Origin of the sequence: Streptococcus parasanguinis, from assembly GCF_001073155.1 — a bacterium.
GTDB lineage: Bacteria > Bacillota > Bacilli > Lactobacillales > Streptococcaceae > Streptococcus > Streptococcus parasanguinis_D.
The window spans coordinates 24,575-44,471 of record NZ_JVEE01000003.1 but is presented as its reverse complement, the minus strand read 5'-3'; the positions used below and the strand labels follow the sequence as shown (position 1 = coordinate 44,471).

General features: G+C 40.1%; 19 protein-coding genes. 16 read left to right on the top strand and 3 right to left on the bottom strand.

Going from position 1 to position 19,897, the window contains the following annotated elements:
- Nucleotides 1-12: 12 nt before the first annotated feature.
- From ADH92_RS00235 to rpsD, 11 genes are all read left to right on the top strand, one after another.
- A complete protein-coding gene (locus ADH92_RS00235) occupies nt 13-435 on the top strand; it encodes an SseB family protein (protein WP_049471774.1) in 423 nt (140 codons plus the stop codon).
- Between the two features lie 146 nt (nt 436-581).
- Nucleotides 582-1,037, top strand: a complete 456-nt coding sequence (locus ADH92_RS00230; RefSeq protein ID WP_049495763.1) for an NUDIX hydrolase — start codon at nt 582-584, stop codon at nt 1,035-1,037.
- 8 nt (nt 1,038-1,045) lie between these two features.
- On the top strand, nt 1,046-2,956 hold the full coding sequence (mnmG, locus tag ADH92_RS00225) for a tRNA uridine-5-carboxymethylaminomethyl(34) synthesis enzyme MnmG (protein ID WP_049495759.1): 1,911 nt from the start codon (nt 1,046-1,048) through the stop codon (nt 2,954-2,956).
- A 198-nt stretch (nt 2,957-3,154) separates the two neighbouring features.
- Nucleotides 3,155-5,131 (top strand): DHH family phosphoesterase, encoded by a 1,977-nt coding sequence (locus tag ADH92_RS00220; RefSeq protein ID WP_049495757.1) that lies wholly within the window; start codon nt 3,155-3,157, stop codon nt 5,129-5,131.
- Complete coding sequence (gene rplI / locus ADH92_RS00215; protein WP_049495754.1) at nt 5,128-5,580, top strand: 50S ribosomal protein L9; 453 nt, start codon at nt 5,128-5,130, stop codon at nt 5,578-5,580. Before ADH92_RS00220 ends, rplI begins: the two co-directional genes overlap by 4 nt.
- 25 nt (nt 5,581-5,605) lie before the next feature.
- Nucleotides 5,606-6,964: a replicative DNA helicase gene (gene dnaB, locus ADH92_RS00210; protein ID WP_014714093.1), complete on the top strand. Its 1,359-nt coding sequence runs from the start codon at nt 5,606-5,608 to the stop codon at nt 6,962-6,964.
- 1 nt (nt 6,965) lies between these two features.
- Nucleotides 6,966-7,238: a Veg family protein gene (locus ADH92_RS00205; RefSeq protein ID WP_003009183.1), complete on the top strand. Its 273-nt coding sequence runs from the start codon at nt 6,966-6,968 to the stop codon at nt 7,236-7,238.
- Nucleotides 7,239-7,448: 210 nt separating this feature from the next.
- The gene (locus ADH92_RS00200; RefSeq protein WP_049495750.1) at nt 7,449-8,207 is read left to right on the top strand and encodes an ABC transporter permease; all 759 of its coding nucleotides are present in this window, start codon (nt 7,449-7,451) and stop codon (nt 8,205-8,207) included.
- A gap of 57 nt (nt 8,208-8,264) precedes the next feature.
- Nucleotides 8,265-9,260, top strand: coding sequence for an ABC transporter substrate-binding protein (locus ADH92_RS00195; protein ID WP_049495747.1), 996 nt, complete (start codon nt 8,265-8,267; stop codon nt 9,258-9,260).
- Nucleotides 9,253-9,984 carry an ABC transporter ATP-binding protein gene (locus ADH92_RS00190; RefSeq protein WP_049495744.1) on the top strand — a complete coding sequence of 244 codons (732 nt, stop codon included), beginning with the start codon at nt 9,253-9,255 and terminating at the stop codon, nt 9,982-9,984. The genes ADH92_RS00195 and ADH92_RS00190 overlap by 8 nt, the downstream gene beginning before the upstream one ends.
- A gap of 205 nt (nt 9,985-10,189) precedes the next feature.
- Nucleotides 10,190-10,801 carry a 30S ribosomal protein S4 gene (gene rpsD, locus ADH92_RS00185; RefSeq protein ID WP_003002210.1) on the top strand — a complete coding sequence of 204 codons (612 nt, stop codon included), beginning with the start codon at nt 10,190-10,192 and terminating at the stop codon, nt 10,799-10,801.
- Between the two features lie 189 nt (nt 10,802-10,990).
- On the opposite strand, the gene ADH92_RS00180 is transcribed toward rpsD, so the two are convergent.
- Nucleotides 10,991-11,524 carry a TetR/AcrR family transcriptional regulator gene (locus ADH92_RS00180; RefSeq protein WP_003001962.1) on the bottom strand — a complete coding sequence of 178 codons (534 nt, stop codon included), beginning with the start codon at nt 11,522-11,524 and terminating at the stop codon, nt 10,991-10,993.
- A gap of 134 nt (nt 11,525-11,658) precedes the next feature.
- Between ADH92_RS00180 and ADH92_RS00175 the strand changes: the two genes are divergently transcribed.
- Nucleotides 11,659-14,454 carry a YhgE/Pip domain-containing protein gene (locus ADH92_RS00175; protein ID WP_049495740.1) on the top strand — a complete coding sequence of 932 codons (2,796 nt, stop codon included), beginning with the start codon at nt 11,659-11,661 and terminating at the stop codon, nt 14,452-14,454.
- Between the two features lie 86 nt (nt 14,455-14,540).
- Here the strand turns inward: ADH92_RS00175 and ADH92_RS00170 are convergent, their stop codons facing one another.
- The gene (locus ADH92_RS00170) at nt 14,541-15,224 is read right to left on the bottom strand and encodes a DUF4947 domain-containing protein (RefSeq protein ID WP_049495738.1); all 684 of its coding nucleotides are present in this window, start codon (nt 15,222-15,224) and stop codon (nt 14,541-14,543) included.
- Nucleotides 15,225-15,313: 89 nt separating this feature from the next.
- The gene (locus ADH92_RS00165) at nt 15,314-16,561 is read right to left on the bottom strand and encodes a carbohydrate-binding domain-containing protein (protein ID WP_049495735.1); all 1,248 of its coding nucleotides are present in this window, start codon (nt 16,559-16,561) and stop codon (nt 15,314-15,316) included.
- 215 nt (nt 16,562-16,776) lie between these two features.
- Between ADH92_RS00165 and ADH92_RS00160 the strand changes: the two genes are divergently transcribed.
- From ADH92_RS00160 to ADH92_RS00145, 4 genes are all read left to right on the top strand, one after another.
- Entirely contained in the window at nt 16,777-17,556 is a 780-nt protein-coding gene (locus ADH92_RS00160; protein ID WP_049495732.1) for a polyphosphate polymerase domain-containing protein, read from the top strand.
- Nucleotides 17,549-18,232 carry a DUF4956 domain-containing protein gene (locus tag ADH92_RS00155; protein ID WP_049495729.1) on the top strand — a complete coding sequence of 228 codons (684 nt, stop codon included), beginning with the start codon at nt 17,549-17,551 and terminating at the stop codon, nt 18,230-18,232. Before ADH92_RS00160 ends, ADH92_RS00155 begins: the two co-directional genes overlap by 8 nt.
- Nucleotides 18,233-18,324: 92 nt before the next feature.
- Nucleotides 18,325-19,584: a S41 family peptidase gene (locus ADH92_RS00150; protein WP_049495727.1), complete on the top strand. Its 1,260-nt coding sequence runs from the start codon at nt 18,325-18,327 to the stop codon at nt 19,582-19,584.
- A gap of 171 nt (nt 19,585-19,755) precedes the next feature.
- Nucleotides 19,756-19,884 (top strand): teichoic acid D-Ala incorporation-associated protein DltX, encoded by a 129-nt coding sequence (locus tag ADH92_RS00145; RefSeq protein WP_003002102.1) that lies wholly within the window; start codon nt 19,756-19,758, stop codon nt 19,882-19,884.
- The last annotated feature ends 13 nt before the right edge of the window (nt 19,885-19,897 follow it).

The following is a 19,897-nucleotide window of genomic DNA, read 5'->3' as shown; positions in this document are numbered from 1 at the left end:
GGAGGAACGAAAGTGTTTCAGTTCTTTAAGAAAAAAATAGAGAATACAAAGACTATCTCTGATTATAAGAAACAGTATTTGAGGGAAAAAACGACGGAGTCAATTGAAGCTTTGTTCAAGGAATTGAAGCAATCTAAAGTTTGGGTTCCCTTTAATGCTTCTTTAATGGATGGGAGTGATGAACAAGAAGGTGTTCGTCTAAAACCGGATATTCTACGAAAGGGAGACGACTACTTTTATCCTTGTTTCTTGACGGAACAGGATATTCCTAAAGATTATTACGATCGTTTTTCTTGGCTGCAAATACCTTTTACGGACTGTTTATTTACTGCAGAAAGGATAGGAAAGTTTCCAGTGAGAGGGATTGTTCTAGATGCATTCTCTGATCCAGTTGAGATTGACAAAGGAGTTTTTGAAGCAATCCGTCAGTCTTAGTATATTTAAATTGACAAATTTTCTCAATTTGCTACAATAATAAAAGCAATAGAAATGATGGTCAAAGCTCATGGATGTTGCAGGCTTTTTTGTCCTGCACTTCTCAGAGTTTTGACTATTTTTGTGTGATTTCGAAAGGAAGTAAAATGAGGCAACAGGATTTTCGGACGAAAATAGGTTCTACTGTTTTTGGTGTGAGAGCGACTGCTTTGATTGTAAAAGATAATCGCTTGTTCGTCATAGAAGATGAGGACGGCTGTTATACAATCGGAGGTGCTATTCAAGTCAATGAAACTACAGGAGATGCTGTAGTTCGTGAAGTCAAAGAGGAACTTGGTGTCACATCTACAGCAGGTCCGTTAGCTTTCGTGGTTGAAAATCACTTTGAACAAGCTGGAATCCACTACCATAATATTGAATTTCATTATTTGGTGGACTTGCTGGAAGATGCACCTTTGGTCATGCAGGAAGATACAAAGCAATTACCTTGCCGTTGGATTGCTTTAGAAGATTTACACACTGTTGACCTGAAACCAGCCTTTTTAAAATCAGCCCTACCAGAATGGGACGGAAAATTACTTCACATCCATCTTGAGAAATAGGAGAAAAAATGACTTATAATTTTATTGAAGAATACGATATCATTGTAATCGGTGCGGGGCATGCGGGAGTAGAAGCCTCTCTAGCTGCTAGCCGTATGGGTTGTAAGGTCTTACTTGCGACTATTAACATTGAAATGCTGGCTTTTATGCCTTGTAATCCCTCTATTGGTGGTTCTGCTAAAGGAATTGTCGTGCGTGAAGTCGATGCCCTCGGTGGAGAAATGGCGAAGAATATCGACAAGACCTACATCCAAATGAAAATGCTCAATACTGGTAAAGGTCCTGCTGTTCGTGCACTTCGGGCTCAAGCAGACAAAGAACTTTACTCAAAAGAAATGCGGAAAACGGTTGAAAACCAAGAAAATTTAACTCTTCGCCAAACTATGATTGATGAGATTTTGGTGGAGAATGGTAAGGTTGTTGGTGTAAGGACTGCGACTCACCAAGAGTATGGGGCAAAGGCTGTTATTGTCACTACTGGGACAGCTTTACGCGGAGAAATTATCATTGGAGATCTCAAGTATTCGTCAGGACCTAATCATAGTCTAGCTTCTATCAATTTGGCCGATAATCTCAAACAATTAGGATTAGAAATTGGACGTTTCAAAACAGGAACACCACCTCGTGTAAAGGCATCGTCAATTAATTATGACGAAACGGAAATTCAACCTGGAGATGAAGCTCCAAATCATTTTTCTTATACATCGCGTGATGAAGATTATGTAAAGGATCAGGTTCCTTGTTGGTTGACTTATACGAATGGGCATAGCCATGAAATTATCCAGAATAATTTACACCGGGCACCTATGTTTACAGGGGTTGTAAAGGGAGTGGGCCCTCGCTATTGTCCGTCCATTGAGGATAAAATTGTCCGTTTTGCTGACAAAGAGCGTCATCAACTATTCTTAGAACCTGAGGGACGAAATACAGAAGAAGTCTATGTTCAAGGGCTGTCAACGAGTTTACCAGAGGATGTTCAGCGGGATATCGTCCATTCTATTAAGGGACTTGAGAAGGCAGAAATGATGCGAACGGGTTATGCGATTGAGTATGATATGGTTTTGCCTCATCAATTGCGCGCAACTTTAGAAACCAAGAAAATTTCAGGTCTCTTTACAGCTGGCCAAACCAATGGAACGTCTGGCTATGAGGAGGCCGCTGGTCAAGGGATTATTGCAGGGATCAATGCGGCTCTAAAAATTCAAGGAAAACCGGAACTCATTTTGAAACGCAGTGATGGTTATATTGGGGTCATGATCGATGACTTGGTAACAAAGGGAACGATCGAACCGTATCGTTTGTTAACAAGCCGTGCAGAATACCGTCTGATTTTGCGTCATGATAATGCCGATATGCGCTTGACAGAAATGGGACGAGCAATTGGATTGGTAGATGATGAACGTTGGCAACGTTTCGAAACCAAGAAGTATCAGTTTGAAAACGAGATGAAGCGTTTAGATAGCATTAAGTTAAAGCCTGTAAAGGAAACCAATGAAAAGGTTGCTGCAATGGGCTTTAAACCATTGACAGATGCTGTCACTGCTAAAGAATTCTTGCGAAGACCAGAAGTCTCTTACCAAGATGTGGTAGAATTTATCGGTCCTGCAGCTGAAGAACTGGATGATAAAATCATTGAATTGATTGAAACTGAAATTAAATACGAAGGCTATATTTCAAAAGCAATGGACCAAGTCGAAAAAATGAAGCGTATGGAAGAAAAACGAATTCCTGCGAATATTGACTGGGATGATATTGACTCCATCGCAACCGAAGCGCGTCAAAAATTTAAATTAATTAATCCAGAAACGATTGGTCAAGCAAGTCGTATCTCAGGTGTCAATCCAGCGGATATCTCTATTTTAATGGTTTACTTGGAAGGTAAATCTCGGAGTATCTCCAAAAACAAAGCAAACCACTAATAAAATGGGGCTGAGATGATGTTTCAGCCTCAATTTTATGGATTGAAATCTGTTGTTAATATTTACACAGCTGTAAACATTGTTTACAAACTAGTGAAGCGGAGGAAGAGCTTTTTACAGGTCGATCTTCTCCGTAATATAGAGAGAAACCTCGCTTTTTACCTCTATTTATGGTATAATGCCGAGAAGAGGTTTATGATGAAAAAATTTCGTTTATCGTTCATCCATTATGTGTTAATTGGTTTTATTTCATTTGCAATTTTAGCAATTTTTTTAAGAATCTTTGGCAAAGGCTATGTAACTCTCATTGCAATTTTTTTAGTCTTAGCTGGATTGATTGCTTTATTTGAATACCAGTTACAAATTTCAGAGTTAGATGAATTAGAACAAATACAATATGTGAACCATCAGGCAGAAAGCGGATTAGCATCCCTCCTTGATAAAATGCCTGTTGGAGTTATCAAAATTAATGAAGAGTCTAATGAAGTAGAGTGGTTCAACCCTTATGCTGAATTGATTTTTTCAACAGATGATGGGGACTTTGATGTTGAATCATTGAAAAAGTTACTCAATACTCTGTTTGAGGATAAAGGTCATTATGTCACTGTAGTCGATAAGAAATATTCTGTTTACTTTGATCAGACGTCTAGTGTTGTTTACTTTTTTGATGTTTCAAGTGAGTATGAAGCAACTGTAGGATTGGTGACAACTCGTCCCGTTATCGGTATTATTTCTGTTGATAACTATGATGATCTAGAAGATGTCATTTCAGACTCTGATATTAGCAATATCAATAGTTTTATTGCCAACTTTGTAGAAGAGTTTACAGCTCGTTACCATATGTTTTACAGACGTGTGGGGATGGATCGTTTCTATTTGTTTACAGACTACACGGTCTTAGAACAGTTGATGGAATCAAAATTTTCTGTCATCGATCAATTCCGTGAAGAAGCTAAAAATCGTGAGCTACCTATTACCTTAAGTATGGGATTCTCGTATGGTGACGGGGAGCATGATGAGATTGGTAAAGTGGCTCTCTTGAACCTAAACCTTGCGGAAGTTCGTGGTGGGGATCAAGCGGTTGTCAAAGAAAATGATGAACAGAAAAACCCTATTTTCTTTGGTGGTGGAACAGCTTCGGCTGTGAAGCGGACTCGGACTCGCACACGCGCTATGATGACAGCTATTTCGGATAAGATTAAATCCGTTGATCAAGTTTTCATTGTTGGGCATAGAAACTTGGATATGGACGCTTTAGGAGCGTCTGTGGGAATGCAGTTTTTCTCTAGCAATATTTTGGCTTCCTCTTATGTGGTCTATGACCCACATGCAATGGCTAGTGATATTTCAAGAGCAATTGCGAAACTAGAAGAAGAGCAGGTGACGAAAATCCTTCCCCTAGAGGAAGCCATGCAAATGGTGACGGATCGCTCTTTGTTAATTATGGTTGACCATTCTAAGACAGCCTTGACTCTTTCAAAAGAGTTTTATCAGGAATTTCAACAGATTATTGTCATTGACCATCACCGTCGGGATGATGATTTCCCTGAAAATGTTCTGATCACCTATATTGAAAGTGGAGCAAGTAGCGCGAGCGAATTGGTTAGTGAGCTGATTCAGTTCCAGAAGTCGAAGAAAAATCGGTTGACGAAGATTCAAGCTAGTGTCTTGATGGCTGGGATCATGCTGGATACTAAGAACTTCTCCGCACGTGTTACAAGTAGGACCTTTGATGTGGCGAGTTACCTTCGCTCAAGAGGTAGTGATAGTGTAGCCATCCAGGAGATCTCTGCGATTCAGTTTGATGAGTATCGTGAAGTGAACGAACTGATCTTGACTGGTGAAAAGATTTTGCCACATATCATCGTAGCTTGTGCCAATACGACTAAAGCCTATGATTCAGTAACCATTAGTAAAGCTGCTGATAGTATGCTAGCCATGTCTGAGGTGGAAGCAACCTTTGTCATTGCTTGTAATCAAAGTGGAACTGTCTCGATTTCTGCACGAAGTCGAAGTAAAGTTAATGTACAGCGTATCATGGAACAGCTTGGCGGAGGAGGTCATTTCAATTCGGCAGCCTCTCAAATTGAGGGTCAAGATTTGATGAGTATTCGTCAACAACTGATTGAGACTATTGAAAACGAAGTAACTATTGAAAAGGAGAATGTAGAATGAAAGTTATTTTCTTAGCGGATGTAAAAGGTAAAGGTAAAAAAGGCGAAATTAAAGAAGTGCCTACTGGTTATGCACAAAACTTTTTGATCAAGAAAAATCTTGCGAAAGAAGCCAATGCCCAAGCAATCGGTGAACTTCGTGGAAAGCAAAAGTCAGAAGAAAAAGCGCATGCTGAATTGTTAGCAGAAGCGCAAAAGATTAAAGCGAAATTAGAAGAAGAAGCAACTGTTGTTCAATTCACTGAAAAAATTGGGCCAGATGGCCGTACTTTCGGCTCTATTACCAATAAAAAGATTGCAGAAGAGCTTGAGAAACAATTTGGCATTAAAATTGATAAACGTCATATCCAAGTTTCCTCTCCAATTCGTTCAACAGGATTGATTGACGTCCCTGTAAAAATTTATCAAGATGTTACAGGTTTGATTAATATTCGTGTAAACGAAGGGTAAACACGATCGATAGAAAGGTTTTTTTATGGCTGAGATAGAGGAATTACGAACACAACCTCAGGATATCCAAGCGGAGCAATCAGTGTTGGGAGCCATCTTTATTGATGAGGGGAAATTGGTCTTTGTTCGTGAATATATCGAGCCTGGCGATTTCTTTAAGTACTCGCACCGTTTGATTTTTAAAGCCATGATCGATCTAGCTGACCGCGGGGATGCGATTGATGCGACGACTGTTCGAAATATTTTAGATAGTCAGGGGGATCTCCAAAATATTGGCGGTCTCTCCTATTTGGTAGAAGTCATTAATTCGGTACCAACTTCAGCTAACGCAGAGTATTACGCGAAGATTGTTGCCGAAAAAGCTGTCTTACGTCGATTGATCTCTCGATTAACGGAAAGTATTAATCAAGCTTATGATGGTGCAAGTCCTTCAGATGAAATCATTGCGGGTGCTGAAAAAGCTCTGATTGATGTTAGTGAAAACGCAAATCGTAGTGGATTTAAAAATATTCGAGACATCTTGAATATAAATTTTGGTAGCTTGGAAGCCCGCTCGCTTCAAACCTCTGATATTACGGGTATTGCGACAGGCTATCGCGATTTGGACCATATGACGACGGGGCTACATGAGGAAGAGTTGATTATTTTAGCGGCTCGTCCTGCAGTAGGGAAAACAGCCTTTGCTCTAAATATTGCTCAAAATATCGGGACAAAGTTGGATAAGACAGTGGCTATTTTCTCATTAGAAATGGGTGCTGAAAGTTTGGTTGACCGGATGTTAGCAGCTGAAGGTTTGATTGAATCCCATTCGATTCGTACAGGTCAATTGACGGATGAAGAGTGGCGGAAATATGCCATTGCTCAAGGAAATTTGGCCAATGCGAGTATTTACATCGATGATACTCCGGGAATTCGGATCACTGAGATTCGTTCGAGAGCAAGAAAATTAGCGCAGGAAACAGGGAATCTCGGTCTTATTCTGATTGACTACCTGCAGCTGATTACAGGGACTGGAAGAGAAAACCGTCAACAGGAAGTTTCAGAAATTTCTCGTCAGTTAAAGATTTTGGCTAAGGAACTAAAAGTTCCCGTTATTGCTTTGAGTCAGCTATCACGTGGTGTGGAACAGCGCCAAGACAAACGTCCTGTTCTTTCTGATATTCGTGAATCTGGATCGATTGAACAGGATGCGGATATTGTTGCTTTCTTGTACCGTGATGATTATTATGATCGAGCTGGTGAAGAGGAAGAAGATGGAATGCCTAATAATACGGTTGAAGTGATTATCGAGAAAAACCGTTCAGGTGCGCGTGGGACAGTCGAATTAATATTCCAAAAGGAATACAATAAATTCTCAAGTATTTCAAAGAGAGAGGATCAATAAGATGAGTGATGCATTTACAGATGTTGCAAAAATGAAAAAAATTAAAGAAGAAATCAAGGCCCATGAAGGACAAGTGGTTGAAATGACGCTTGAAAATGGACGGAAACGTCAAAAAAATAAATTTGGACGCTTGATTGAGGTCTATCCTTCTTTATTTATTATCGAGTATACGAACGACAATAGCTTGCCAGGTGAACCAGCTAATACATACGTGGAGTCTTACACCTATTCAGATATTTTAACAGAGAAGAATTTAATTCGTTATTTGGATTAATTTCTTGATTTTATCGTCTAAATCAGTTATTATAATAAATACATATGGGAGTCTGTGTACAGTCTGAGAGGAAGTGTAAGCTTCGACCGCACCTGATCTGGGTAATGCCAGCGTAGGAAACAAATGAAATGTATTTTTCGTTATGAGTGACCTTGTGCAATCCGTCTCCTATTTTGGAGGCGTTTTTTATTTGTGAGAAAGGAGGTTCCGATGTCTCTTGTAAAAAGATATTCAAAACAATTGATAGGATTTGCAGGTTTTAGCAGTCTTCTTGTCTTATGGCAGTTAGCAGGATTTTTAAATATCCTCCCCAAATTTGTATTACCAACGCCACTTGAAATTGGGAATGCCTTTGTACGAGATCGATCTCTCCTGATTCATCACAGTTTGTCTACCCTTCAAGTGGCCTTGATCGGACTTGTTATAGGCGTTCTTCTTGCTGCTGGCTTTGCGATTCTCATGGATAGTTTTCAATGGGTGAATGATCTGGTCTATCCTTTTATGGTTGTTATTCAAACCATTCCGACGATTGCCTTGGCCCCTATCCTGGTTCTTTGGTTTGGTTATGGTATGCTTCCAAAACTGGTTTTGATCATTATTACGGTGGTATTTCCCATCGTAGTCAGTCTGTTAGATGGTTTTCGGCATTGCGATCAAGACATTCTGAGATTGTTTCAGATTATGCAAGCCAATCGCTTTCAGACTTTAGTCCATTATAAAATTCCTGCAGCGCTTCCTTATTTTTTCGCAGGTTTACGTGTGAGTGTTTCCTATGCTTTTATCAGTACGGTCGTTTCAGAATGGTTAGGAGGTTTTGATGGATTGGGGGTCTATATGATCCAATCGAAGAAGTTATTTCAGTATGATACGATGTTTGCGATCATTGTATTGATTTCTGCTATTAGTTTACTCGGTATGTTTCTCGTTGACCAATTAGAACGAACCATTCTAAAATGGAAAAAGGATTGACAAACTTGTAAATGGTGTAAAAATTAAATTGACAAAAATGTAAAAGAGGTATAGCTAATGAAAAAGTCAATAGGTTTATTTTTCTCAATAATATTGGGATTTGTTTTCTTGAGTGCTTGTCAAAATTCTGTCAAGCAATCGTCAAGTGGTTTGAAAAAGATTGATTTTATTCTAGATTGGACCCCGAATACTAATCACACGGGTCTCTATGTAGCAAAGGAAAAAGGGTACTTTAAAGAAGCAGGACTGGATGTAGATATAAAACTTCCTCCGGAAGACAGTAGTTCTGATTTGATTATCAATGGGAAAGCTCCATTTGGTATTTATTTCCAAGATTCTATGGCTAAGAAATTAGATAAAGGTGCGGGTATTACCGCTGTTGCAGCTATCGTCGAACACAATACGTCAGGGATTATTTCAAGAAAAGATGCAGCGATCACAAGTCCAAAAGATTTGGTGGGTAAGAAGTATGGTACCTGGAATGATCCGATTGAGTTGGAAATGATCAAATCGATGATGAAAAAAGAAGGAGCTGATTTTAATCAAGTAAAATTGGTTCCAAATAGTGATTCAAATTCCATTACTCCGATTGAAAATAAGGTCTTTGATGCTGCTTGGATTTATCACGGTTGGGATGGAATTTTGGCTGAGCAAAAGGGAATGAAGACCAATTTCTTCTATATGAAAGATTTTGTTCCTGCATTTGACTACTATTCGCCTGTTATTATTGCTAACAATGACTATTTGAAGTCTCATAAAGAGGAAGCAAAAAAATTCATTCAAGCGGTGAAAAAAGGCTACCAATATGCTATAGAGCATCCAGAAGAAGCTGCGGATATCTTGATCAAACAGGCCCCTGCCTTAGCTAACCAGCGTGATTTTGTACTAGCTTCTCAAAAATATCTTTCCAGTCAATATGCTTCAGACAAGGATAAATGGGGGCAGTTTGACTCCAAGCGTTGGAATGCTTTTTATGCTTGGGCAAAAGAGCAAGGATTGGTTTCAAATGACTTAGAAGACAAAGGTTTTACAAATGAATTGGTAGGTGACTGATATTTTAACCGTAAAAGATGTAAGTTTCTCTTTTGGAGATAAAGCAGTTTTAAACAATGTATCACTAGAAGTGCAAAAAGGAGAAATCGTCTCTATTCTAGGTCCAAGTGGGGTAGGGAAATCAACCTTGTTTAATTTAATTGCTGGGATCTTTCCCTTACAAAAGGGCGCTATAGAAGTAGATGATGCCCCGATCTCCTTTGGAAAAGTCAGCTATATGCTACAAAAGGATCTTTTGTTAGAACATAAGACAGTATTGGGAAATATTATTCTTCCCCTTCAATTAAAAAAGATTCCTAAGGAAGAGGCAACATCTACAGCTCTAAAATTGTTAGATGAATTTAAATTGGGAAGTATTGCCAACCTTTATCCCAATGCCCTGAGTGGGGGGATGCGGCAACGGGTGGCGCTATTGAGAACCTATCTTCTGGGTCATTCTGTCTTCCTATTAGATGAAGCTTTTAGTGCCTTAGATGAATTGACAAGGCAGGATCTTTATCACTGGTATCTAGACAGTAAGGAACGTCTTGGTCTCACCACTCTAGTGATCACTCATAGTATCGAAGAAGCTTTGACATTGAGTGACCGGATCTATATCTTAAATCATAATCCCGGTGAAATTATTGCAGATCTTCCTTTAAAATGGGATCCAGCAACGGATAGAGACTGGCAAAAATTGCAATATAAAAAACGAATCATAGAATTATTGTCTGAATTTCATTGAAATTGTTTTGAAGGACTTTACAAAGTTTCTATTCCGTGATAGAATAGAATTTGTGCGAAATGACAGCAGGACAAAATGAAGCTCGTCAACAGGAAGTCAGCTAGAAAAGTAACCTTTGCTGTTTGGGCGAAGGCTTTCTGAACGAATCAGGTTTGTCTAAAACGTTATTTCCTACAAAAATTATTTTTATAGGAGGACATTTTAAATGTCACGTTATACAGGACCATCTTGGAAACAATCTCGCCGTCTTGGCTTGTCACTTACAGGTACAGGTAAAGAATTGGCACGTCGTAACTACGTACCAGGTCAACACGGACCAAACAACCGTTCAAAATTGTCAGAATACGGTTTGCAATTAGCTGAAAAACAAAAACTTCGTTTCTCTTACGGACTTGGTGAAAAACAATTCCGTAACTTGTTCGTACAAGCTACTAAAGTTAAAGAAGGAACTGTCGGTTTCAACTTCATGCTTCTTTTAGAACGTCGTTTGGATAACGTTGTTTACCGTCTTGGACTTGCGACTACTCGTCGTCAAGCTCGTCAATTCGTTAACCACGGTCACATCCTTGTTGACGGAAAACGCGTTGATATCCCTTCATACCGTGTAACTCCAGGTCAAGTGATCTCAGTTCGCGAAAAATCAGCTAAAGTTCCAGCTATCCTTGAAGCTGTTGAAGCTACAGTTGGACGTCCAGCATTTGTATCATTCGATGCTGACAAACTTGAAGGTTCATTGACTCGCCTTCCAGAACGCGATGAAATCAACCCAGAAATCAACGAAGCACTTGTCGTTGAATTCTACAACAAAATGCTTTAATTTCAAGAAAAAACTTGCAAAAAGCCTACAACAGTGGGCTTTTTGTTTTGTCTTAAAGGGTTGATTTCTGGGTTTGTTCAGTTACAAATTTTCTAAAGCTGTTTCATTAAATGAGAAAGTTTTTTGTTTTCTTAAAACCTAAACCTGCTAATAAAAAAACTCCTGATCTAGATCGATCAGGAGAGACTGTTACCGTAACATTTTCATTAAAAATTCAGCCATTTGTTGAGGGCTTTCTTTTTTTCCGCGCGAAACCCACATCTGACAGACTCCGAAGAAAGCATTGGTCAGATAGACAGAACTGTAGACTCTTTCAATATCTGTTAATGATTTATGACTATAGCGCTCTTGCAAACTATCAACCAGAAGAATCTGTAATTTATGTCGTAAGAAGGTTTGGATCTCCTTGGTTCCATTCTCTGTCAGAAGAACCGCAAAGAGTGGCTCCTTGGTTAGAAATTCGAACACTTCTGTAATCGCTTGGCGCTTGTCATCTTGGTGTTTATCAAAGATATATTCAAGCTTGTGAAAGAGTGCTTGTTGGTAGCGCTCGATCATATCGTACTTGTCTCGATAGTGGGTATAAAAGCTAGAGCGACTAATGCCGGATTCTTGTGCTAACTCAACCGTTGTGATTTGGTCGAATGATTCCTTTTCGAGTAGTCGAACCATCGCCTCCTCGATATTTCGTTTTGTTTTTAATCGTTTATTGCTCTCAGTCATCTGTTAATCCTTTTTGCACAAAATTGTACACAGTGTCTAAAAAATAAGATTTTCTACTTGTGAAAATTTCTAGAAACTGTATAATCTATTATATCAGAAATTTAGACAATGTGTATAAAAAGGAGACAAAAAATATGATGAAAGAATGGAAGGCTATTCTTAAAAAGCCAACATTTATCATTGTCATGATTGGAGTTGCTTTGATTCCAGCTCTTTATAATATTATTTTTCTATCTTCCATGTGGGATCCATATGGCCAAGTTTCGGATCTTCCTGTAGCGGTTGTCAATAAGGATCAATCTGCTACATATAATGGACAAAAAATGGAAATCGGAAAAGACATGGTGTCCAATTTGAAGGACAATGACTCACTTGATTTTCATTTTGTAGATGAGAAAGCTGCGAAAGATGGTCTCAAAAATGGCGATTATTATATGATTGTAACCCTGCCTGAGGATCTTTCAAAAAAAGCTAGCTCCATCTTAACCAATCATCCGGAACAGATGACCATTGATTACCAAACGTCCAGTGGTCATAGTTTTATTGCAGGAAAAATGAGCGATACTGCGATGACAAAAATGAAGCAGTCAGTGGCTGAAAAAGTGACCAATACATATACAACAGCTTTATTTTCTAAAATGGGGTCGCTTAAAACTGGTATGGGGACAGCGGCAGATGGAAGTGCTAAATTAGCAGATGGTGCAAGTAAATTGGAAGATGGTGGTCAAACACTGTCTACTAATTTGAATACATTGGCTCGTTCAAGCTTAGCATTTTCAGATGGTGCAACCACTCTTCGTACGGGTCTTGCGGCTTATACAGATGGTGTTGGTCAATTAGGAAATGGTCTCAATCAAATGGCTGGTCAACTTCCAAACTTGGTATCTGGCGTCAATCAATTAAATAATGGGTTTGGTACTTTTAATACAGGCTTGATGGCTTACGCTACCGGAGTGGATCGATTAGGAAATGGTCTCAATCAAATGGCGAGTCAAACCCCTCAGTTGGCCTCAGGAGTTGGTCAGTTAACCAGCGGTATGGGTACCCTCAATGATGGTCTTGGGAATTATATCAATGGTGTGCGTCAATTGAATTCAGGCCTGTCTAACTTTTCAAATGGTTTAGCAACCTATACAAATGGAGTCGCTACTTTATCAGAGGGAGCGGGTCAATTAAGTAGTCAATCTGCTACCCTTCGAAATGGGGTTTCACAATTAGAATCAGGTATTCAAACATTATCAAGCCAGCTACAAGCTTCTACAAGTCAATCCGCTCAGATTAATCAATTGGCAGCAGGTTTAAACCAATTAAATGCAGCGATTCAAAATGCTACAGTAGATACCAGTCAACTTTCGTCTGGATTGACGAGTATTGCGAATTCAGCTCAATCAATCCTTGCTTCAGCCCAAGCGGATCGTGCAAATGCCCTTGCAAGTGTGCAAGGGACAGCAGCCTATCAAGCAATGACAGCTGACCAACAAGCGGAAATCAATGCGGCAATCTCATCGAGCCCAAGCTCGAGTGAAACGGCGGCTCAAGGAATCTTGACTACGATTCAAACGATCCAAGGTAGTTTGAATACAGGAAATAGCTTGACACAACTGCAAACGGCAGCCAATCAAGTTTTACCGACAGCTTCTTCTACCTTGACAGACTTGTCAAGTGGCTTGTCTAAGATCCAATCCGCAGTTAGTGGACAATTGTTGCCAGCTAGTCAAACCATCAGTCAAGGGATCAGCGTTTATACAGCTGGTGTCGATAAAATCGCTAATGGAGCAACCCAACTTCAGACGAATAGCAGTACTTTAACAAATGGGGCTAGTCAGTTAGCAGCAGGTGTTGGCCAACTAGATAGTAAATCATCAGAATTACTTGCAGGAAGCAATCAATTAGCTTCTGGTCTAGGTGAGTTAAATGGAAAGATGCCTGCCTTGACATCAGGCATGAATCAACTGGCTTCAGGAGCGACCCAATTAACAGGTAAGTCGGGTGAATTGGTTGCTGGTGCTGGAAAATTAGCTGACGGTGTAGGACAATTGAACAGCAAGACTCCAGAGTTGGCAGGTGGTGTCAATAAACTTGTCACTGGTGTCAATCAGTTGACAGAAAAATCAGGTCAACTGGTGACCGGAGCTGATAAACTAGCCGACGGTGCAAATCAAATCTCAGATGGGTCTGGCAAATTAGCAGCAGGTGGCCAAACATTGACAAATGGTTTAGGTGAATTAGCAACAGGAAACCAAACCTTGAGTCAAGGATTAAACGATGCTAAGGGACAATTGAATGCTGCTACAACTGAAAAAGAAAACGCAAAAACCTTAGCAGATCCTGTCACTTTGTCTAAAACAGACCGTGACAATGTCCCGGTGAATGGTGTCGGAATGGCTCCTTATATGATCTCTGTAGCACTCTTTGTTTGTGCCTTGTCAACCAATATGATCTTTGCAAAATTGCCATCCGGTCGTCATCCTGAAAGTCGCTGGGCATGGTTTAAATCTCGCTTTGAGGTCAACGGAACGATTGCGGTGATTGCAGGAGTCTTGGTCTATGGTGCCGTTCACTTGATTGGTTTATCAGCTAATCATGAGATGGCTACTCTCTTCCTTTGTGTGATTGGTAGTGTGGCCTTCATGTCTATCGTGACTGCTTTGACAACATGGCAAAGAAAGATCGGTGCTTTCCTTTCCTTGATCCTCTTGCTCTTGCAATTGGCTTCTAGTGCAGGAACCTATCCTCTTGCTTTGACAAATGGCTTTTTCCAAGCCATTCATCCATTCTTGCCAATGAGCTATACCGTTTCTGGTCTTCGTCAAACGATTTCGATGACAGGAGAAATTGGAAATCAAGTGGCCTTCCTTTTGATGACTATTGCTCTTTTTGCAGGGCTAGGAATGTGGTTCTATAATCCAAAACAATATGAAGAGGACTAATCTTCGGGAACTCCCAACAGAATGTGTTGGGAGTTTTTTGTTTCATGTGAAACAAAAATTCTCGCTTGTCTAAGCGAGAATGTAAATTATTTAAAGAAGACGACATCAGGATTTGGAGTAATATAGAGAAGTTGGTCGTTTTCAAAGACCAGTTGGATAGTGTTGTTTTTATAGGTGTAAATGGTGTAGTTTACTCCGAATTTAGAAGCTTGTTTGAGATCGACAGCTCCCATCAAAAAGGCGTGAGCTTGTTCCCCTGTGATTTTTCCCTCGTGGTAGAGCCCTTTAATATTTTCTAATTCGGTATTTTCAAAAGATTCGGCAATATAAGCAGGGTCTGTTATTTGTTTTTCAGGACTTCCAAGAATTGTTTGGACAAGAGCGGTGGTATATCCTTCATAATCCGGCGTCTGTGCAAAAATTTTATCGTCATTTCTAGAGTAGGCTACTTTTAGGTTCCCTGTCGCATAAATCTTATCTTTTGGAGCTTCTTGAGCATTTTTAGGGAGTCCTTCGGTCGTGACGATGTCAGAAGAGGTTTCCGTAGTAGTTGAGGGAGAGCTAGAGGAGTTGCTTGAGCTATTTGAACTGGTTGAGCGACTCGGGAGGCTAGAACGACTCGAGCTACTTTTTTTAAAGGTTTTCTTTTTTGAGCTGGTAGCAGTGGGTACTTTTTTAAAGTTGATCTTAAGGTCCGGCACACAGGCTGATAGAAAAAGAAGAGACAGCAAGAGTGTGAACAAAAGAGGGAGTGTTTGTTTTTTCATCATGTTCCTTTCGATAAGCTGATTGATTTTCTATTCTATCATAAAAAGGGTAACAAAAAAAGGTCAGGAAGAAATCCTGCCTTTGTTTGTTATTATGGATGCCCGCCTCCAGGTCCACCGCCTTGAGGTCCGCCACCTCCGGGAGCACCACCGCCTCCAGGCATGGAGTTGACAATTTCCGTTTGTTTTTCACCGTTGATATAGATGTCTCCGCCAGTGTAGGTAGCAGTACCATCAAAGTCGAATCCAGATTGACCCGTTAATTTAATGGTTCCTCCGGTAACGGTGATATTTCCATTCGAATCAATTGGATCGGTATCGCCTTGGCCAACTTCAACGTTGAGTGTTCCACCATTCATGGTGAAGAAAATTTCATCTTGGTTGGCATTAGCATTGGCTGCATTGACCCCGTCATCAGTTGCGTAGATGGTGATATCTCCACCGTTGATGGTGATCGATTTTCCTTCGAGACCTTCGACAGACTCTGTTACCTTGTAGGTTCCGCTATCGATGATCAGATCACCAGAAGCATGGATTCCGTCGTCTCCTGCAGTGATGGTCATTTTGTTATCTGAAAGATACATGGTTCCGACCGAAGTATCTTCATCATTATCTACCTTGACTGCATCTTCATCTGCATCGATGGTCATGGTCGTACCAGTGATATTGAGTTCGTCATTGACGTTGAAGGCATCTCCTACAGCCGTGATCTTATAGGTTCCACCTGTGATGTGGAGAGTGTCATTGGCTTTGATACCGTTGTTCTTCTTGGCGTCAATGTTGAGTGTACCTGAACCATTGATGGTGAGGTCGCCTTTAGAGAAGATCACCGCATCGGCATCTTCATCATTGTTTGAACTTGAATCAGACAAGGTATTGGTCGTGCCATCTGCTAAAGTGAGGTAGACATGCCCTGCTTTCGTAGCAGAAATTGGCGCGTTGGTGTTGGTCATGGTAACGCCTTTCAAGACGATATGAACATCATCTGAGTCACCTGCTTCGACCTTGATTTGAACCCCATCGGATTCACCAGAGATGACATAGGTTCCGGCCTTTGAGATGGTCACAGTTGATCCAGAAACGGCTACGCCGTCACCTGATACATTTGCAGACGAACCAGATAGTTTTACAGTAGAGGCTTTGCTTTCATCATAAGAGCTGTCCTTGTCCTTATCTGTAAAATAGTTGGAACTGTTTGTTTTATTTTTTGAAGTAGAAGTAGCGGTTGTTTGTGCAGTATTGCTTTTTGTAGCTGATTGTGATGACGCCTGGGTGCAAGCTGTCAGTAAGGTGAGGGTTGCGGCCCCCGTTAATAAAAATTTCCATTTGTTTGATTTCATGAGCTTTTCCTCTCGTTCAATTGATATGCTCCTAGTCTAAAGTTGCTAGCTGAAAGTTTCCTAAAGTTTTTCTGAAAGGAACCTTAACTTTAGTTTTCTTTAAGTTTGGCTTAATGACCAGTTAAGAAAGTCCCATTAAACTAGAAAGCACGTAAGTCGTATTCATACTTACTGAAGTTTAGAAACAATAGATCCCCCCTTAAAGGAGAAGAAACATGAAAAAAACAATTGAGACAAGTTTCAAACGAATCGAAACAAAATATATCGTCACAAAAGATGACGTGAAGGACTTGATCAAAGACTTAAAAGAATACGTCTTAGAAGATGATTACCCAACCTCAACCATTTCAAACATTTATTTTGATACGGAAAATTTTGATGTCATTCAAGATGCTCTTGCCAAACAACACCGCCGTGAAAAAATTCGGATGCGGACTTATATAGAAAAACCTCAAGCAGACAGTCCAGTATTTCTAGAGGTGAAGTCAAAAGATGAAGAAGGAATTGGCCATAAATTCCGTCTAGTCGCCACTTCGCAAGCCATTATCAACTTGATGACAGATGGGAAAGTAGATCATCAGATACAAGATCCAGACTTAGTGCAAGAGATTCAGAGATTGCGCAAACGTTATGGTCATCGATTGGAACCACGGATGTTCATTTATTATGATCGTTTGTCTCTCAAAGAAAAGAAATCCATTCAGGGTTATCCTTATCAGAAGATTCGCGTGACAATCGATCAAAACTTAGTCTTTCGAGACCAGGCTGTTAGCCTTTTTGATGGGAAGAAAGGAGAACCTCTACTAGAGGATGACTTCGTGATCATGGAAATTAAGGCTCCTGGCCAAGAACCTAAATGGCTAAAGGATATTCTAGATAAGTACGGACTGGTCAAACAGAAATTTTCAAAATATAGCTGTGCTTATCATAAATCACAAGGCTTGGATTATGCCCCAAGACCAGTTCAAGAAACGGTAGGTGCTGCCTATGTCTAATCTATTTGATTCTATTTTTAATAATGCTACAGCAACGGTGGATCCCTTGCGCTTGCTGCTGGCCCTTTTGGTCAGCCTCTTTCTAGGGCTGGCCCTATCTTGGACCTATAAATACCGGACACTTTACACTCGAGAGTTTGTCATTAGTTTGACCTTGCTTCCTTGTATGATGACCTTAGTGATCTTTTTGGTCAATGGAAGTTTGGGAACCTCGATTGCAGTGGCAGGGACCTTTAGTTTGATCCGTTTCCGGTCAGCTACGAGTGGTTCGAGAGAGTTGATTGCGATTTTTCTTGCCATGATTATAGGATTGGCGGCAGGTTCGGGCTATCTTTTATTGGCCATTTTATCAACCCTTTCTTTACTAGGAGTGTGGCTGGTATTAGAGAACAAACAGAGTAAGGCAGACCATCAACGGCGCCGTCATTTGACCATAACTGTCTCAAAACAAGATTCTGTTGCAGAACAAATCAGCCAGTTGTTGGACCAAAGTTGTTCAGAAATTGACTTTATTTCTGTCACAACGGCCCAAGCTGGAGAACAACTGACCTTGAACTATGAGGTAAATATGAAATCAAACATCGATGATTTTGGCCTTGCCAATCTATTGATTAGCGAGATTGAAAATTGTGATGTCGCTCTGACAAAGAAAGCGAAGAAAAGAAAGAATCTATAACGGCTATCCTACTTTAGGATAGTTTTTTAGGGTTTTAAGAACTTTTTAAGAAAAAGTGGTATACTGTTTCTAAAAAATTGAAGGAATCCCTTATGAAAAAGACTGCTATTTTTGAAGATGTCGTCTCTATTATGACCCATGATTCATCTACCATCAAGGATCGAAAAGGATGCGATCCAGAGCCTTTTCGAGAAAACATTACAGATGATATGACAGATGATGCCTTTCTCTATCAAGTTAAGACTTACCTAGCTAGTTTTGGGGTGATCGGGCATGTTTCCTTTCGAGATAAAAAGGCCAGTCAAAAAGGGTTTCTTTTGAGAATAAATGGACAGAAACTGTATGTTGAGGAAGCTAATGAAGATACGGGTCTTCAAGTAGGAGATCAGATCCTAGGTTTGGATGGAAGTGACTTGGATCAGGTAGCTTCTCTTCATAAAGACTATTTTATCAGCAAGACCCCTGAAAGACACTACCGAGAATGGGCAGATTTGGTCTCTCAGTCAACGAGTGTCACCCTGCTTCGAGAAGGGATAGAAAAGACCATTAAAGTAGTACCCAGTCGAGAACCGATCCAGGATCATATCTTTTGGAAACGATTAGACGATGAGATTCTTTATCTTCGTCTGGATAACTTTATGGATGAGAGAGCTATTAGTCGGGTATATCAAGAGTGTTTACCTATGATGACGGAAGTCAAGTTTCTTATCATTGATATCCGACAGAACGGCGGAGGGACAGATTCTTTATATTTCCCTCTATTACATCTAGGTTTAGAGAAGGATCAGGGCTATGAAGGCATTGATTGGGATGATGATGGCATGGAAATTCTCTACACGGAGCGTAATGTTGATCTGCGCTTGAAAGACTTTGAGGACTGGATGCAACAGGAAGAAATTAGTCCTGAAACAGCTAAACTGCTTGAAGATATGAAAGAGGATTTGCTTCGCCATCGGGGAAAAGGTTATGTAGCATATAAGGGAGAAGGCGAGGAATTTTTCCCAGAGGTCAGAGGAAGTCTCTATCCTGAACAGATCTTTATCTTATCAGATATTTATTGTGCTTCATCTGGGGATAACTTTGTTCAGATGATGAAGCAGTTTAAGAAGGTAACGGTGGTGGGTCGACCAACTCTTGGGATTCTAGACTACTCTAATTGTTGTACAGTTGATTATGGCAATTTTTGTTTAATGTTTCCCACCTCTCGCTGTTTAAGCGTGGATAAAGGGAAAGGGATGACGGATCAGGGTGTTCTACCCGATATAGAGATTCCTTGGACACCTAGCCATTTCGAGAGAGATGTGGATCTGGACAAGTGTCTGGAGTTGATTCGTCAGGGGAATGTTAAATAAAACAGGATTTCAATCAGAAAAACTGATTAAAGAAAAAAATCCTTTGGTTAGAAGGGATAAATGTCTGAAATGATAACGTTTTCTACGACATTCTCACTATGTTTAAAATTGCTTACTTGGTATAAAAAATGGTAAAATAGTGAGTAACAATCAAAATGAAGAGTGAAACTTATGAAACATAAAACACTTTATAAATTTATCGGGCAGACGGTCTTGTATTTCGCCATTTTCCTAGCCCTACTTTATTTCTTTAGTTACCTTGGTCAAGGTCAGGGTGGCTTTATCTACAACGAATTTTAGAAAAGGAGACTCC

Bases quoted from the DNA above. Each gene is read 5' to 3' on its own strand.
- ADH92_RS00150 (WP_049495727.1), top strand. From the start codon at position 18,325: ATGAAAAAGACTGCTATTTTTGAAGATGTCGTCTCTATTATGACCCAT.
- ADH92_RS00200 (WP_049495750.1), top strand. From the start codon at position 7,449: ATGTCTCTTGTAAAAAGATATTCAAAACAATTGATAGGATTTGCAGGT.
- ADH92_RS00160 (WP_049495732.1), top strand. From the start codon at position 16,777: ATGAAAAAAACAATTGAGACAAGTTTCAAACGAATCGAAACAAAATAT.
- ADH92_RS00205 (WP_003009183.1), top strand. From the start codon at position 6,966: ATGAGTGATGCATTTACAGATGTTGCAAAAATGAAAAAAATTAAAGAA.
- dnaB (WP_014714093.1), top strand. From the start codon at position 5,606: ATGGCTGAGATAGAGGAATTACGAACACAACCTCAGGATATCCAAGCG.
- ADH92_RS00155 (WP_049495729.1), top strand. From the start codon at position 17,549: ATGTCTAATCTATTTGATTCTATTTTTAATAATGCTACAGCAACGGTG.
- rplI (WP_049495754.1), top strand. From the start codon at position 5,128: ATGAAAGTTATTTTCTTAGCGGATGTAAAAGGTAAAGGTAAAAAAGGC.
- ADH92_RS00175 (WP_049495740.1), top strand. From the start codon at position 11,659: ATGATGAAAGAATGGAAGGCTATTCTTAAAAAGCCAACATTTATCATT.
- ADH92_RS00220 (WP_049495757.1), top strand. From the start codon at position 3,155: ATGAAAAAATTTCGTTTATCGTTCATCCATTATGTGTTAATTGGTTTT.
- ADH92_RS00145 (WP_003002102.1), top strand. From the start codon at position 19,756: ATGAAACATAAAACACTTTATAAATTTATCGGGCAGACGGTCTTGTAT.
- ADH92_RS00170 (WP_049495738.1), bottom strand. From the start codon at position 15,224: ATGATGAAAAAACAAACACTCCCTCTTTTGTTCACACTCTTGCTGTCT.
- ADH92_RS00180 (WP_003001962.1), bottom strand. From the start codon at position 11,524: ATGACTGAGAGCAATAAACGATTAAAAACAAAACGAAATATCGAGGAG.
- mnmG (WP_049495759.1), top strand. From the start codon at position 1,046: ATGACTTATAATTTTATTGAAGAATACGATATCATTGTAATCGGTGCG.
- ADH92_RS00230 (WP_049495763.1), top strand. From the start codon at position 582: ATGAGGCAACAGGATTTTCGGACGAAAATAGGTTCTACTGTTTTTGGT.
- ADH92_RS00195 (WP_049495747.1), top strand. From the start codon at position 8,265: ATGAAAAAGTCAATAGGTTTATTTTTCTCAATAATATTGGGATTTGTT.
- rpsD (WP_003002210.1), top strand. From the start codon at position 10,190: ATGTCACGTTATACAGGACCATCTTGGAAACAATCTCGCCGTCTTGGC.
- ADH92_RS00165 (WP_049495735.1), bottom strand. From the start codon at position 16,561: ATGAAATCAAACAAATGGAAATTTTTATTAACGGGGGCCGCAACCCTC.